Here is a 13416-nt window from a genome sequence, read left to right on the forward strand (position 1 = left end):
GAGGTATTGCCCCATGCCCAAGCAGGAAGGACAGAAATCCAAGCTGGTAACACTGCTGCGCATCCTTGAGCAGCGCACCGACGAGACCCACCGCCTGAACGTGCCCCAGCTGGTGCAGCTGCTGGAAAATCAGGGCATTCTGGCCGAGCGCAAGAGCATTTACAGCGATATCGACACCCTGCGCAGTCTGGGCTACGACATCCAGCTGCAGCGCGGGCGCGGCGGCGGGTACTGGATGGCCAGCCGTGCATTCGAGCTTTCGGAGCTGAAACTGCTGGTGGATGCGGTACAGTCCAGCAGCGTCATCTCGGCACGCACCAGCAAGCGCATCATCCACAAGCTGGAAGCCCTCTGCTCCGACTACGAGGGTACCCAATTGCAGCGTCAGGTGTATGTGGACGGACGCCCCAAGACCGACAGCCAGACCCTTTTGTACAGCATCGACGCGCTGCACACCGCCATCAACCGGGGGTGTCTGGTGCAGTTCCGCTACAAGGGCAGCAGCGCCGTGCGCATCGTAAGCCCGTGGCAGCTGGCATGGGAAAACGGCTGCTATTACCTGATCGCCTATCAGGACGAAAAAGCGCCCCCGGTGCGCCACTACCGGGTGGACCGGATGGCCGGGGTGCTGGTGCTGGACGAGCCGCGCCGGGGCAAGGAGTTCTTCCGTACCTTCGACCTGCCCGCCTACCTGCGCAAGCACTTCAATATGTTCGGCGGCACCGAGTACCGGGTCACCCTGCGGTGCGCTGCCGACCTTGAGCCGGTCATGCGGGAGCGCTTTGGCCGGGAGCCGGTGTTCTGCCCGGAGGACGCAGAGCACTTCCACTTTGACGTACCCATCTGCGTCAGCCAGCAGTTTTTCGGCTGGGTGTGCGGCTTTGGCGGCAAGGTAGAGGTCACCGCGCCCGAAAAAGTCCGCACCGGGATGCGGGCACTGGCCGAACGGCTGGCGAAAGAACATCGCTAAACAAGAAAAAACGGACCGTTTCGGCGGTCCGTTTTTTGCTGCGATGGATTCAGCTCTCCGGGCGAAGAGTCACGGTATTGGTGTTGAGGTCATAAAGAACGAGGTTGTCCCAGTCCCGCCGAAGAACAAACTGCGCGGTGCGCTGGGTATCGTTGTAAACGAGCGACCATTGGGTGTTGCTGGTCACATCGTTGGGGTTGGGGTTCTGTGCCGAAGCCTTCAGGGCGTTCCATGCGGTGTCTACGGTGTAGGTGTCCGTCTCGTTCAGAACGGCTTCGATGCTGTCATAGCGCTCCCGACCGTGGCCGTAGATACCGTTTCTCTGGTTGGGCAGAACACGGTCTGCATACAGGCCGTAGAAATTCGTAATGGCGCGGATGGGGGTCGCCACAAGGGGGCGGGCGGGGTCGTCGCAGTCATATTCCACGACACGTCCATCGCCGCTCGCATCCGTGATATAAAAATGGTAGTCCCGACCGCTGGTGGCGAACATGTCGTAGCTGTCCAGCAGATCTACGGCTTCCTGTGTGGTAGCCGCACGATCCAGCACCAGACGAATAGCCAGCGTCGTAAAGATGGTCTGTTTGCCGGTCTGCTGGACGGTCGGCTCACTGTCCAACGTCAGCACAGCGATGGAAACACCCTTTTCGTTCATGCCGTCCAGACAGATGAACGGAGCCGTCAGCGTGGCGATCTTCTTGGTCAGACTGGCGTCTGGCTGATTGGCCGAAATGTTGCTCAGAGCGGCAAAGGCCACCGACTCATAGCCGTCTTTTGGGGTACAGTGAACCAGAAGCGAAGAGGTGTCGATCTTGAAATCGTAGTTCCGCCCCATCAGGATATTCTGGCTGCTGTCCGCAATGCTGAAGGCGCTGCATCCGTAATTCGGAGCCTTCATGTGGATGGGCAGAAGCGGGATAGACTCCTTCAGGATGGCGTCCAGCATGTCCTGATTGCTGGAGATGCCATAGGAAATGAGGCGGTCGAGGTCGTATGAATACCGGACATCCATCCGGTAAAGGTTGTAGTCTTCGTAGTCGGTCACTTTTTTCAGGCTCTGGATGGTGCGGATGCGGGAAAAATAAAATGCCGCAAAGCCGAAGACCGCAACGAGTACCAGAACCAGAAGCGTCAGCAAAATGCCCTTGAAGATTTTTTTCATGCAGATCCCTCCTTTGGTTTGATTATATCATGCCAAACGGGAGGAGCGCAATTTGGAAAAACAGACAGAGATTTCCAGCTTTTTTTATAAAATCCAACGACAATGGATAAGAAATTTTACTCATTCAGTTCCAGATCGCCGGGCTGGATGAGGTCAAGGGGAGCGGCGGGCTCGGCGATAAGGCGGCGGCTTTGGTTGAAAATAGCCTTTTCCAGCGTGTTGCGCGCCAGACGGCCATTGCCGGCGGTGCGGCTGTCCAGCGCCTGACGGCGCTTGTAGTAGCCCAGCAGCGGGAAGGTGCAGCCCTCGGCAAGGCGGTAGCCCTTGCCCTTGGCCAGCACGGTGGTAATGTCCAGCAGCTCGTCCGCGGTGTAGTCCGGGAATTCGATCTTGTTGGGGAAGCGGCTGGCAAGGCCGCTGTTGGCGGTGAGGAACACCTCCATCTCCTTGGTGTAGCCCGCAAGGATGACCACCAGCTCGTCCCGGTGATCCTCCATGCCCTTTACAAGGGTGTCGATGGCTTCCAGCCCAAAGCTGTCCTGCTGGCCGCGGTACAGGCTGTACGCCTCGTCAATGAACAGCACACCGCCCAGTGCGCTCTCGATGACGCTGTTGGTCAGCGGAGCGGTGTGACCGGTGTAGCGCCCCACAAGGTCGGCGCGGGTCACCTCCACCAGCTGCCCGCCCCCCAGCGCGCCGATGGCCTTAAGGTACTTTGCCACCAGCCGGGCAATGGTGGTCTTGCCGGTGCCGGGGTTGCCGGTAAAGATCATGTGCATGGACAGGCTTGCGGTCTTAAAGCCCGCCGCCGCGCGGCGCTGCTGCACCTGTAAATTGTCTGCCAGACCGAACACATACTCCTTGACCGGGGCAAGCCCCACCAGCGCATCCAGCTCGGCGCGGATCTGCTCCACCGCGCCGGTGTAGGCCGCCGGAAGCAGGCTGAACAGGTCTGCCGGGGCGGCGCCGTTCAGCGCAAATTGCAGCCCCTCGGGCGCGGCGGTCAGTGCCACCGTGCCGGACAGCTTTGCATCGGTCTGCAAGCAGTACTCGCTCAGAGCGCGGAAGATGCGCTCGCAGCAGTCTGCCAGCCCCTCTGCGCCCTTTTCCTTGGAGCACTGCGCCGCCACATAGTCCCGCACCTCTGCCCCGGCGGCGAGGGTCAGCCCCAGACGGCTGTGCACCCGCTGCGCCAGCGCGTTCAGCTGCTGCGCCGCCAGCGCAGCCAGTGCTTCCGGGGTAAAGGGGGCGGTCTGGCACACATCCCCTACCGCCGCCACAAAGGACGCGCCGACCTTATCTGCCAGCGCCTCCCGTCCCTTGCGGGAGAAGAAAATCAGGTACTTGCCGCAGGGGTCGATGCAGCTCACTGCGCCGGGGGCAAGCGCCGTACCGGCTTCCACCAGAATGCCCTCTTTGTTCACCAGATACCGGCTGGACAGGGGCGCACTGCCCTTGACCGCAAGGTCGGAGAGGATGCGCAGAAAGCCGGGGTGGCAGCTCTCGTAGTGCTCGAACACCACGATCTCGCCCGGGGCGTGCAGGGCGGCGTACAGGTCCTGCAAAAACAGCTTTTCCGCACCGGGGTCGGGGTAGAGTGCAAGATCCATCACCGCCATCCGGTCGCTTTGCAGCAGCCCCCGCGCCGCCATGATGCGGGCGGTCTCGGCCAGCGCAAAGTGCCGTCCCGTGCCCGGTGCACCCCACAGCAGGATCACATTGCGGGCGGCTGCGCCCCCGGTGCCCAGCACAAAGGGGCGGCGCATGGCCCGTACCACGCTGTCCACAAAGGCATCCTGCCCGAGGACGGTCTTTTTCACCTCGGCGACAAGGCCTTCAAAGCTGCCGAGCTGCTCCGGTTTTGTGTCTGCCGTGCCCTTTGCCAGCAGGCCGTCTGCTTCCATATCCCGCAGCATCCGGCGGCTGTCCTCCAGCGCCGTCTGCACCCCGGCATCCTGCGCCTTCAGCCGGGCGTTCTGCTGCTTCAGCAATTCGTCCAGCTGCTTTTGCTGTTCCAGCAGCGCCGCGTTCAGGTCCGGCAGGCTGCTGCCCGCCGGTTTTTCGGGCTGCGGCTTTTCCGGCTGCGGCTGTGCGCCGCCGAACTTCAGTTTGCCGCCCGCGCCGAACACGCCGTTCATCAAGCTTTCCCAATCATCGGTGTATGCCATGGTGCTGCCCTCCATCGGTGTTTTTTCTTCCAGTATAGTGAACTGCGCGGCATTTTGCAAGCACAAAAAAGCTCCCCCTTTCGGGGGAGCCGGATAGGGTCTATGCCGTTTTCTCAGCCCTTGCAGCCCTGCTCTTCCCAGTCGCCGAAATCGTTGGCATCGGCGATCTTGGTGGCATCAAACTTGCCGTTCTCGTCCTTGGGGGCAACGGCGGGGCCGGCCTCCACGGGGTTGGCGTTCGGGGCTTCGGGGTCGTACACCGGGCGCTCGGCGGCGGTCTCCGGCTGGGTCTGGGGTGCGTTCTCAGCAGGGGCGGGTGTCTCCGGTGCGGCTTCTTCGGCAGCTTCTGCGGCGGCATCGGCAGCCTTTGCCTCTTCCTTGGCCTCAGCCTCTGCGTAGGCTTCGGCAGTCTTTTCGGCCTCCTCGGCGTCCTGCTCGGCTTCCTCCGGGAACTCGACCTCCTCCACATGGAGCGGGTCTTTCTGGTTCAGGATCTTGTCCAGCACCACGATGGCAGCGCCGGTGACGGCCACGGCAGCAGCCGTGCCAAGAATACGGAACAGAGTTTTCATACCAGAACCTCCTTGTTATAAAGAAACGTTAAGAGAACGTTACGACCTCTTCCAGGGGCTTTTCGGCAGGCTCTACCGACACGGCAGTAAGCACCGGGCCCTTGCCCCGGTAAATGTTGTGGAACTTGTAGCCCACCTTGGCGGTCACCCGCACCCATGCGCGCTGCTCCAGCGCCTTGTAGCCATCGTAGCTGCAGGGGAAGCCCACAAACTGGATGTCCTGCACGCAGCAGGTCATGGCAAAGCGGCCGGGCACAAAGCTGTTTTTACCGGCGCGGTTGGTCTGGCAGACCTGTGCCAGAAAACGCACCGTCTTGCCGGTGTACTTCTGGGGCTCGTCCTGACAGTCCATGTACCAGATGCCGAAATCGTCATCCGGGATGTCGATGGGGTCGGCGTTGATATCAAAGGGCAGCGGGTCGGGGATATCGTCATAGGCTACGCTGCCGTCCTTGAACTCGTAGGCGATATCGCACTTGCGGGAGGCCTGCCGCACCAGCTTGTGCAGCTCCTGCCGGGCGTCATCGTTGTTCACGGCTTCGGCACGGTTGAACACGATCAGCTCGCTGCGGGCGATCTTGTCCAGCATCAGGCTGCGCATGGAGTTGTCGCGGGCGTAGGTCAGGGCGGTGGTGCCGTCGGCGGTGGCGATGCACTGGTACACCAGCCAGTTCTCGGGCAGGGCCTCGGCTAAGTCCTGCAGCAGCCACATGCCGTTGTACTCGATGACCACGCGGCCTGCGTCTGCTTCCTTACCCAGCTTTGCAAGGTTCTGGGGGTTCAGCTCGGACTTATCCTCCAGCACCTTCACGGTCACGCCGGGGAAGGCAAACTTCTTCTCGTTGTATTCCTCTTCGCCCTCCTCGCAGATCAGCAGCAGGGTCTTGTCGCCGGAGTCGAAATTGGGGTCTTCAAAGGTCTCCTGAATAAACTTGGTCTTGCCGCTTTCCAGAAAGCCCACAAACAGGTAGACCGGGATCTCTTTTGCCATAATAAATGGTTGCTCCTTCTCTCAATAATGGGGTTCTCAGCAGCCGAACAGCTGGGCGATGGCGGTCTCGTTCAGCTTGGAGCCGATGACCACCAGCTTGCCGCCCACGTCTGCGCTGCGGCTGCGCACTTCCCACTCGCCGGGCACATAATCGAACTCCAGCCAGCCGTCTGCGCCGCCGTCCACGATGCCCTTGCTGCGCAGGATCATTCCGTAATTGCCGGTATCCAGCTCGGTGAGGGCGTGCTCCACCTCGGCCTTGGTGAACTTGCGGGCCGTCTCCACGCCCCAGCTGGTGAACACTTCATCGGCGTGGTGGTCGTGATGATGATGACCGCAGCAGCAATGACCGTCATGGTCGTGATGATGCTCGTGCTCCTCGTGATCATGCTCGTCATGGTCATGGTGATGATGCTCATGCTCGTGCTCGTGCTCGTCGTCATCATCGTCATGATCGTGGTGGTGACCGCAGCAGCAGTGGTCATCATGATCATGCTCGTCGTGGTCGTGGTGATGATGCTCGTGCTCATCCTCGTCATCATCATGATGATGGCCGCAGCTGCACACACCGTTCTCATCGTAGTGATGATGGTGATGCTCGTGCTCCTCTTCCTCGTCCTCGTGGGCGTGCTCCTCGTTGGCCTTGGCAGCCATGGCGATCAGCTCAGCCTTGAAGTCGTCCTTGGTGGACATGGCCTTCAGGATCTGCTCACCGGTCAGGTGATCCCATGCGGTGGTCACGATGGTGGCGGTGGGGTTCTTTTCGCGCAGCATTGCCACGGCAGCGGCGATCTTTTCCTCGCTGGCGGTCTGGGTGCGGCTGAGCAGGATGCAGCTTGCGTGGCTGATCTGGTCATCGTAGAACTCGCCGAAGTTCTTCATATACATCTTGACCTTGTTCACATCGGCCACGGTGACAAAGCTGTTCAGCTGCACGTCCAGATGCTCGGCCACGCCCTCCACGGCGCGGGTCACATCGCTGAGCTTGCCCACACCGGACGGCTCGATGACGATGCGGTCGGGGTGGTACTGCTCCACCACCTGCTGCAGCGCGGTGCGGAAATCGCCCACCAGAGAGCAGCAGATGCAGCCGGCGTTCAGCTCGTTGATCTGGATGCCGCTTTCCTTCAGAAAGCCGCCGTCAATGCCGATCTCGCCGAACTCGTTCTCGATCAGCACCACCTGCTGGCCTGCAAAGGCCTCGGTGATCAGCTTTTTGATCAGGGTCGTTTTGCCGGCGCCAAGGAAGCCGGAGAAGATATCGATTTTAGTCATGTTCCAGATGCCTCTTTCTTTTTATCGCAATATTCGCAGTTGTTAGCGCAAAGGGCCGCAGAGTGCTGACCCATAAAAATACTACATCTCTATTATAACAAGCCTGTCAATGGGAAACCGCCCTTTTTCAAGAAAAAATTGTAACTTTTTTTGCAAATTGACGGCGTTTTGGGGCGTGGACGAACTCCCGGCAGCGGCACGCCCTCTCAGGCGCTCCCGCGCCAGCTCCCCCAAAGGGGGAGCCAAGCCGTTAAGCTCGTTACTAAAGTATTAGGTATAACGAGAAAGCTCCCGGCAGTGCTCTTGGCTCTCCCTTTGAGGAAAGACTTCCCCCGCTCCGGGGGAAGATGTCGCGCAGCGACAAAAGGGGGAATCTGGCAAAGCCGTAGGCTTTGACTGAGAGGGCGAGCCCGCTGAAAATAGCGTGCGTCCCCTCCCCCGCATTGCATTCTTCCCCGCAGAATGATACAATAGCAGCAGCAAACCATCGCCGCCGGACGTTTTTCCGGCAAATAATAGAAAGAGGGCTTTTGTTATGAGTATGAACACGGTTCCCGAGCGTCTGGCCGCGCTGCGTGCCGCTATGCAGGCAAACGGCGTGGACGTCTATCTGATCCCGGTGGGCGACCCGCATTCCAGCGAGTATCTGCCCGACCACTACACCTCCCTGACCTACTTCTCCGGCTTCCATGGTGAAAACTCCAACTTTGTGGTCACCATGACCGAGAGCGCCGTCTGGGCAGACGGCCGGTACTTCGTGCAGGCAGAAAAGGAGATCGCCGGCACCGAGATCCAGCTGATGCGCATGGGCGAGCCGGGCGTGCCCACCGCTGAGGAATACTGCGGCAAGGTGCTGCCCGAGGGCGGCACGCTGGGTCTGTGCGGCCTGACCGCCAACTGCGCACTGGTCAACAACCTGAAAAAGGAGCTGGAGCCCAAGCACGGCAGCATCAAGACCCTGTTTTTGGAGGACGAGCTGTGGGTGGAGGGCCGCCCTGCCCGCCCGGCTACTCCGGCATGGATCCTGCCCAAGGAGTACGCAGGCTTCTCCCCGGCGGAAAAGCTGGAGCAGCTGCGCGCAAAGCTGAAGGAGCAGGGCTGCACCGCCCAGCTGGTGGGCAAGCTGGATAATCTGGCTTGGCTTCTGAATCTGCGCGCCATGGATATCGAGTGCACCCCCTACGCCATGGCCTACTGCTACGTTACCCCGAGCCGCGCCGTGCTGTTCATCAATCAGGCACGGATCACCCCGGAGGCTAAGGCAGAGCTGGAAGCCAACGGCGTGACGCTGGCCGACTACGACAGCATTCTGGACGTGATGGCCGCCGAGACCGAGCCGCAGACCGTGCTGGCAGAAAGCGCTACCGTGAACTACGCCGTGTATCAGGTGCTGGAAAACAATCCCGCCCTGACCGTGAAGGACGCCGCCGACCCCCTGCTGGCCATGAAGGGCGTAAAGAACGAGGTGGAGCTGGCACATCTGCGCGAGTCCCATCTGCGGGACGCTGTTGCCATGGTGCGGTTCCAGATCGAGCTGGAAAACCGTCTGGCTGCCGGGGAAGAGCTGACCGAGCTGACCGTGGACGAGATCCTGCATAAGTACCGCAGCGCGGACGAGAAGTTCCTTGTGGAGAGCTTTGGCACCATTGCAGCCTACGGCGGCAATGCAGCCATGATGCACTACCATGCCACCCCGGAGGATCACGCCACCTTGCAGCGCAAGGGCTTTTTGCTGGTGGACAGCGGCGCTACCTACATGGACGGCACCACCGACATCACCCGCACCTACCCGCTGGGCGAGCTGACCGAGGACGAGCGGCTGTTCTATACCTGGACCTTGCAGTGCCACATCGACATTGCCAAGGCCGTCTGGCTGGATTACTGCGACTGCCACATGCTGGACACCATCGCCCGCGAGCCGCTGTGGCGTCACCTCATCAACTACCGCTGCGGCACCGGCCACAGCGTCAGCTTTGTGGGCAACGTCCATGAGGGTCCCCACGCTCTGAACGGCCGCAACACCACCCTGATGCGCCCAGGCATGATCGTCACCGACGAGCCCGGCGTGTACGAGGCCGGAGAGGTGGGCATCCGCATCGAGAACGAGATCGAGTGCTACCATAAGGCCGACAACCAGTACGGCACCTTCCTTGCCTTCCGTCCCCTCACCTTTGTGCCCATCGCTACCTCTCCCATCGTGCCCGGCGTGCTGGACAAGGAGCAGGTCGCTTGGCTGAACGACTATCACCGCAAGGTGTTCGAGCAGCTGGCGCCCCGCCTGAACGAAGACGAGCGCGCATGGCTGGCTGAGAAGTGCGCCGCCATCGGCTGCTGAAAAGTAGCTGCGCTTGTACGTTAAGGCGTAAACTATTATAAAAACCAAACGGTCTGGAGCCTGTATGGTACAGGGTTCAGGCCGTTTTTTGTAAAATATCTCTTTACGGCAGGACGCTCCTTGACATTATCGGTTTTATCCGATAAAATATAGATGGAAAGCTTCGATGTGAGGATATAAAAATGCGGGAATACGATGTTGACTTCTTCATAAAGGAAAATGGCGATTGTCCGGTAAAAGAGTTTTTGCTCTCTCTTGACAAGAAGATGCGGGCAAAGCTTTTGGTGGAACTCGACCTGCTGGAAGAAAACGGTCCACAGCTCAGAGAGCCCTATTCAAAGCATCTTGAGGACGGGATCTTTGAGCTCCGGGCGAAGCAGGGGTCGGACATCACACGCGTGCTGTACTTCTTTTTTGTAGGAAAGAAGATCGTCCTTACAAACGGATTCACAAAGAAAACCCAGAAAACACCCCGTGCTGAGATAGCGGCCGCGAAAAAATACCGCGCGGAATACATAGAGCGAAAGGAGAATCTCTCATGAGTGACTTTAGAAAATTCCTTGATGAACAGCTTGAGGATCCGGAGCTCAAGGCTGAATGGGATACTTTGCAGCCGGAACGCGCACTGGTTCAGGCCATGATCGATGCACGCAAGCGCACCGGTCTGACGCAGCAGCAGCTGGCAGAAAAAACCGGCATCTCTCAATCCGACATCAGCAAATTCGAAACAGGCGGCGGCAATCCTTCCATCAAGACCCTGCAGCGCTTGGCGACAGGCATGGGGATGATCCTTCATGTTGAGTTCAAACCTGCCACAGGCACCCACTGAGCTGCGGACACGTTCCGTTTTGACAGCATTTTTTGAAAATTGCGGTAGCTCGTCTACCCTGCAAAGGAAACCGAACCATGATCTTTCATATTGCGATCTGCAGTCCGGACGGGGCGCTGCGCAGCAGGCTGGAACACCAGTGCATGGAGTTCTTCGCCCGGCGGGAGGACGCCTGCATCGTGGAGCAGTTGCAAAGCCCGGAGGCGCTTTTGCAGCAGGATGCCGCCGGGCTGCGGTACGAGCTGTACCTCATCGAGCTTGCGGCGGTGGCCCGGCCCGAAGGGCTTACGGCGGCGGCAGAACTGCGCCGCCGGGGCCGCCGCGCGCCGCTGGCCTTTGTGGCGCGCACCCCGGCCCACGCATACAGCGCCTATCGGGTGGACGCCATGCAGTACCTGCTGCAGCCGGTGCACCAGACGGAAGTCTCTGCCCTGCTCAAGCGGGCGGTGGAGCCGGAATACGGCCCCACCCTTACCGTGACCACCGCAGACGGTGTGCGGGCGCTGGCCTATGCAGAGATCGAATATCTGGAATGCACCCACCACATCGTGCACTTCCACCTGACCACCGGGGAGGATGTGGCCTCCCTCTCGCTGCGGGTACCTTTTTCCGCCGTGGCACAGCCGCTATTGGCGGACGGACGCTTTGTGCAGCCGCACCGCTCCTATGTGGTCAATCTGGAAGCAGTGCAGCTGCTGACACCCGGCGAGGTACGGATGCGCAGCGGGGCACGCATCCCCATCCCCCGCGGGCGGGAAGCCGCCGTCCGGGAGGCTTTCTGCGCCCGGGTGGGGTAAAAAGAAAAAAGTCGCTGCACATTCGTGCAGCGACTTTTTTGCTTGACGATTCAAAATGGCTTCCGCTGCGCTTTAGCCATATTCAGCGGAAAGAATATTTTTCATTTCGCGTTTGTCGCGCTCTACCGAGCGCGACAAACGCATTTTCATAAAAGGAGCATAGAGGAAAAAGACATTTGCATCGGCTTTTGTTTTACGGAAAATTATCACTTGGGCTGGTTTTTGCGTTTCAGCAGGGTCTGGACAGGGCCTGCAGGCGTGAAACGCTCCGACTGGGCAATGAGGGTGTGGTACAGCCGCATCTGATTGCCCCGGGAGAGCCCCAGCTCGGTCAGCATCTGCTTGTAATGAGGGAACATCTGCAAGCGGCTGTTCACGATCTTACCAAGATCCACATTGGTGTGCAGCAAGCTTTGGGGGTTCTGGATGTAGTAATAACCCGGGTCGGCAAGGGCAGTGTACGCCTTTGCCAGCCGGAAATACCGCACGTTGAACAGCTGATCCTCGTTGTAGATCTCGCGGGTGAACCAGAGCCCCGCGTTCATCAAAAGGCTGCGGCGGTACAGCTTGTTGCACACAATATTGAAATAGAAGGAGGAGGGCTTTTTCATGTACTCCTGCATAAACGCCTTCTGGCCGTAGTTCCCGGCGGGCAGAAAGCTGTAAACGTTCACCTCCGGCTCGGCGGTGCCGGTCTGTACGCCCAGCTGCATCAGCAGCTTTTCGGTGCGCTGGCCGCTTTTGCTGGAATCCGGTGGGATCACCATCCAATAGGGTGCAATGACCAGATCGGCATAGTTCTTCTCGGCAGCTTCCACCATGCGGGCTGTAAAGGTGGGTTCAATATAATCATCGCTGTCCACGAACTGCAAATACTTGCCGTGGGCAGCGCACATTCCGGCGTTCCGCGTGCGGGAAACGCCCTCGTTTTCCTTGTCCACCACCGTCACACGGGGGTCTTTTGCCCGGAACTGCTCACAGATGGCAAGGCTGCCATCCGGGGAGCCATCGTTCACCACGATGATCTCAAGGTTCTGGTAACTCTGGCCGCAGATGCTTTCCAGACAGCGGGCAAGGGTCTTTTCCACGTTGTAAACGGGCACGATCACGCTGACGAGCGGGGTGTTCATGGGGTTCCTCCTTCACAGGCTTACTCCGTTCCGAGCCTCTGCTTTTTCTTGGCGGCAGCTTTTCGTGCGCTGCGCTCGGCGGCAAGCTCCGCTTCCTCGTCGCTGCCGGCAAAAAAGGCGTACCAGTACTCTGCCGCGTCGCTCAATGCTTTCTGGATGCTGAGGGTGGGGCTTACGCTTTCTGCCAGACCCAGCAGCGAGGCGTGCAGCTGGGTCTGCACCTCCTCGTAAAGGCCGAGTTTCGTATAGAGATCCTTATAGTAATCTATCATTTGCAGACGGTTCTGCATGATGGTAGAAAGATTGATCTGGGTGTGGCAGATGCTCTGGGGGTTCTGGACATAGTAATAGCCCGGCTCTTCCAGCGAGACCACCCGCTCCACAAACTCCAGATACAGGATATTGAACTGCTGATCCTCGGCGTGGATCAGCTCGTTGGTAAACTCCAGCCCGTGGGCGTTCAATACGTCCCGGCGGTAGAGCTTGTTCCACACCACATTATAAAAAAAGGTCACGGGCTTTTCCATCAGGTGCAGCGCATAGCTTTTCTGGTCGTAGACACCGGCGGGCAGAAAGCCGTACTCCCGGTACTCCACCTCCGGCTTTTTCCGGCGCAGCTTCTTTTTGGCGATGTCCTCCGGGTTGCTTGCCTTGGCCTTTTCCCGCAACTGCTCCTTCTGGGTATCCCGGGGGATCTCCATCCAGTAGGGCGAGATGACCAGCGTGGCATCATACTGCTCGGCGGCAGTCACCATACGCTGGGTGAAATCCGGAGCAAGGTGGTCATCACTGTCCACGAACTGCAAATATTTGCCCTGTGCCAGCCGCATACCCACATTGCGGGTGATGGAAAGGCCCTCGTTTTCCTTGTCCACCACCGTCACACGGGGGTCTTTTGCACAAAACTGATTGCAGATGGTAAGGCTGTCATCCGTAGAGCCATCGTTCAGCACGATGATCTCCAGTTCCTGATAGGTCTGGCTGCAAATACTTTCCAGACAGCGGGCAACACTATTCCGCGCGTTGTACACAGGCACAATAACGCTGACAAGCGGGTTTGTCATGACAGGAGTCTCCTTTTGACGATAAGGTTTGGTTTTTTCGCTTCACCAAAGCACGTCTTTGTAAAAAAGACGTAATTATTTATAATATCATACTCCTGTGGCACGCAAAATGCAAGAGGATGG

General features: G+C 59.2%; 12 protein-coding genes. 5 read left to right on the forward strand and 7 right to left on the reverse strand.

Going from position 1 to position 13416, the window contains the following annotated elements:
* Positions 1–13: 13 nt before the first annotated feature.
* Positions 14–970: a helix-turn-helix transcriptional regulator gene (locus ACXPUX_RS01860; RefSeq protein WP_458829586.1), complete on the forward strand. Its 957-nt coding sequence runs from the start codon at positions 14–16 to the stop codon at positions 968–970.
* Between the two features lie 49 nt (positions 971–1019).
* Here ACXPUX_RS01860 and ACXPUX_RS01865 read toward each other — a convergent pair whose 3' ends face one another.
* The 5 genes from ACXPUX_RS01865 to ACXPUX_RS01885 all read right to left on the reverse strand — a co-directional run bounded on the left by ACXPUX_RS01865 (position 1020) and on the right by ACXPUX_RS01885 (position 7138).
* A complete protein-coding gene (locus tag ACXPUX_RS01865; RefSeq protein ID WP_458829588.1) occupies positions 1020–2132 on the reverse strand; it encodes a linear amide C-N hydrolase in 1113 nt (370 codons plus the stop codon).
* A gap of 116 nt (positions 2133–2248) precedes the next feature.
* Complete coding sequence (locus ACXPUX_RS01870; RefSeq protein ID WP_458831129.1) at positions 2249–4315, reverse strand: AAA family ATPase; 2067 nt, start codon at positions 4313–4315, stop codon at positions 2249–2251.
* 98 nt (positions 4316–4413) lie between these two features.
* Complete coding sequence (locus tag ACXPUX_RS01875; protein WP_458829590.1) at positions 4414–4872, reverse strand: hypothetical protein; 459 nt, start codon at positions 4870–4872, stop codon at positions 4414–4416.
* A 28-nt stretch (positions 4873–4900) separates the two neighbouring features.
* Positions 4901–5863: a TIGR03943 family putative permease subunit gene (locus ACXPUX_RS01880; protein WP_349186393.1), complete on the reverse strand. Its 963-nt coding sequence runs from the start codon at positions 5861–5863 to the stop codon at positions 4901–4903.
* A gap of 36 nt (positions 5864–5899) precedes the next feature.
* Positions 5900–7138, reverse strand: a complete 1239-nt coding sequence (locus ACXPUX_RS01885; RefSeq protein WP_458829592.1) for a CobW family GTP-binding protein — start codon at positions 7136–7138, stop codon at positions 5900–5902.
* 535 nt (positions 7139–7673) lie between these two features.
* Here ACXPUX_RS01885 and ACXPUX_RS01890 point away from each other — a divergent pair.
* The 4 genes from ACXPUX_RS01890 (at position 7674) to ACXPUX_RS01905 (ending at position 11099) form a co-directional block, all read left to right on the forward strand.
* The gene (locus ACXPUX_RS01890; RefSeq protein ID WP_458829594.1) at positions 7674–9473 is read left to right on the forward strand and encodes an aminopeptidase P family N-terminal domain-containing protein; all 1800 of its coding nucleotides are present in this window, start codon (positions 7674–7676) and stop codon (positions 9471–9473) included.
* A 182-nt stretch (positions 9474–9655) separates the two neighbouring features.
* Complete coding sequence (locus ACXPUX_RS01895) at positions 9656–10015, forward strand: type II toxin-antitoxin system RelE/ParE family toxin (RefSeq protein WP_249241148.1); 360 nt, start codon at positions 9656–9658, stop codon at positions 10013–10015.
* Entirely contained in the window at positions 10012–10302 is a 291-nt protein-coding gene (locus ACXPUX_RS01900; RefSeq protein WP_458829597.1) for a helix-turn-helix domain-containing protein, read from the forward strand. The genes ACXPUX_RS01895 and ACXPUX_RS01900 overlap by 4 nt, the downstream gene beginning before the upstream one ends.
* Before the next feature lie 77 nt (positions 10303–10379).
* The gene (locus tag ACXPUX_RS01905) at positions 10380–11099 is read left to right on the forward strand and encodes a LytR/AlgR family response regulator transcription factor (protein WP_458829599.1); all 720 of its coding nucleotides are present in this window, start codon (positions 10380–10382) and stop codon (positions 11097–11099) included.
* 206 nt (positions 11100–11305) lie between these two features.
* On the opposite strand, the gene ACXPUX_RS01910 is transcribed toward ACXPUX_RS01905, so the two are convergent.
* Entirely contained in the window at positions 11306–12229 is a 924-nt protein-coding gene (locus tag ACXPUX_RS01910) for a glycosyltransferase family 2 protein (RefSeq protein WP_458829601.1), read from the reverse strand.
* A 20-nt stretch (positions 12230–12249) separates the two neighbouring features.
* Positions 12250–13293: a glycosyltransferase family 2 protein gene (locus ACXPUX_RS01915; protein ID WP_458829603.1), complete on the reverse strand. Its 1044-nt coding sequence runs from the start codon at positions 13291–13293 to the stop codon at positions 12250–12252.
* Positions 13294–13416 lie beyond the last annotated feature (123 nt).

It is taken from the genome of Faecalibacterium sp. PGM34, from assembly GCF_054456555.1.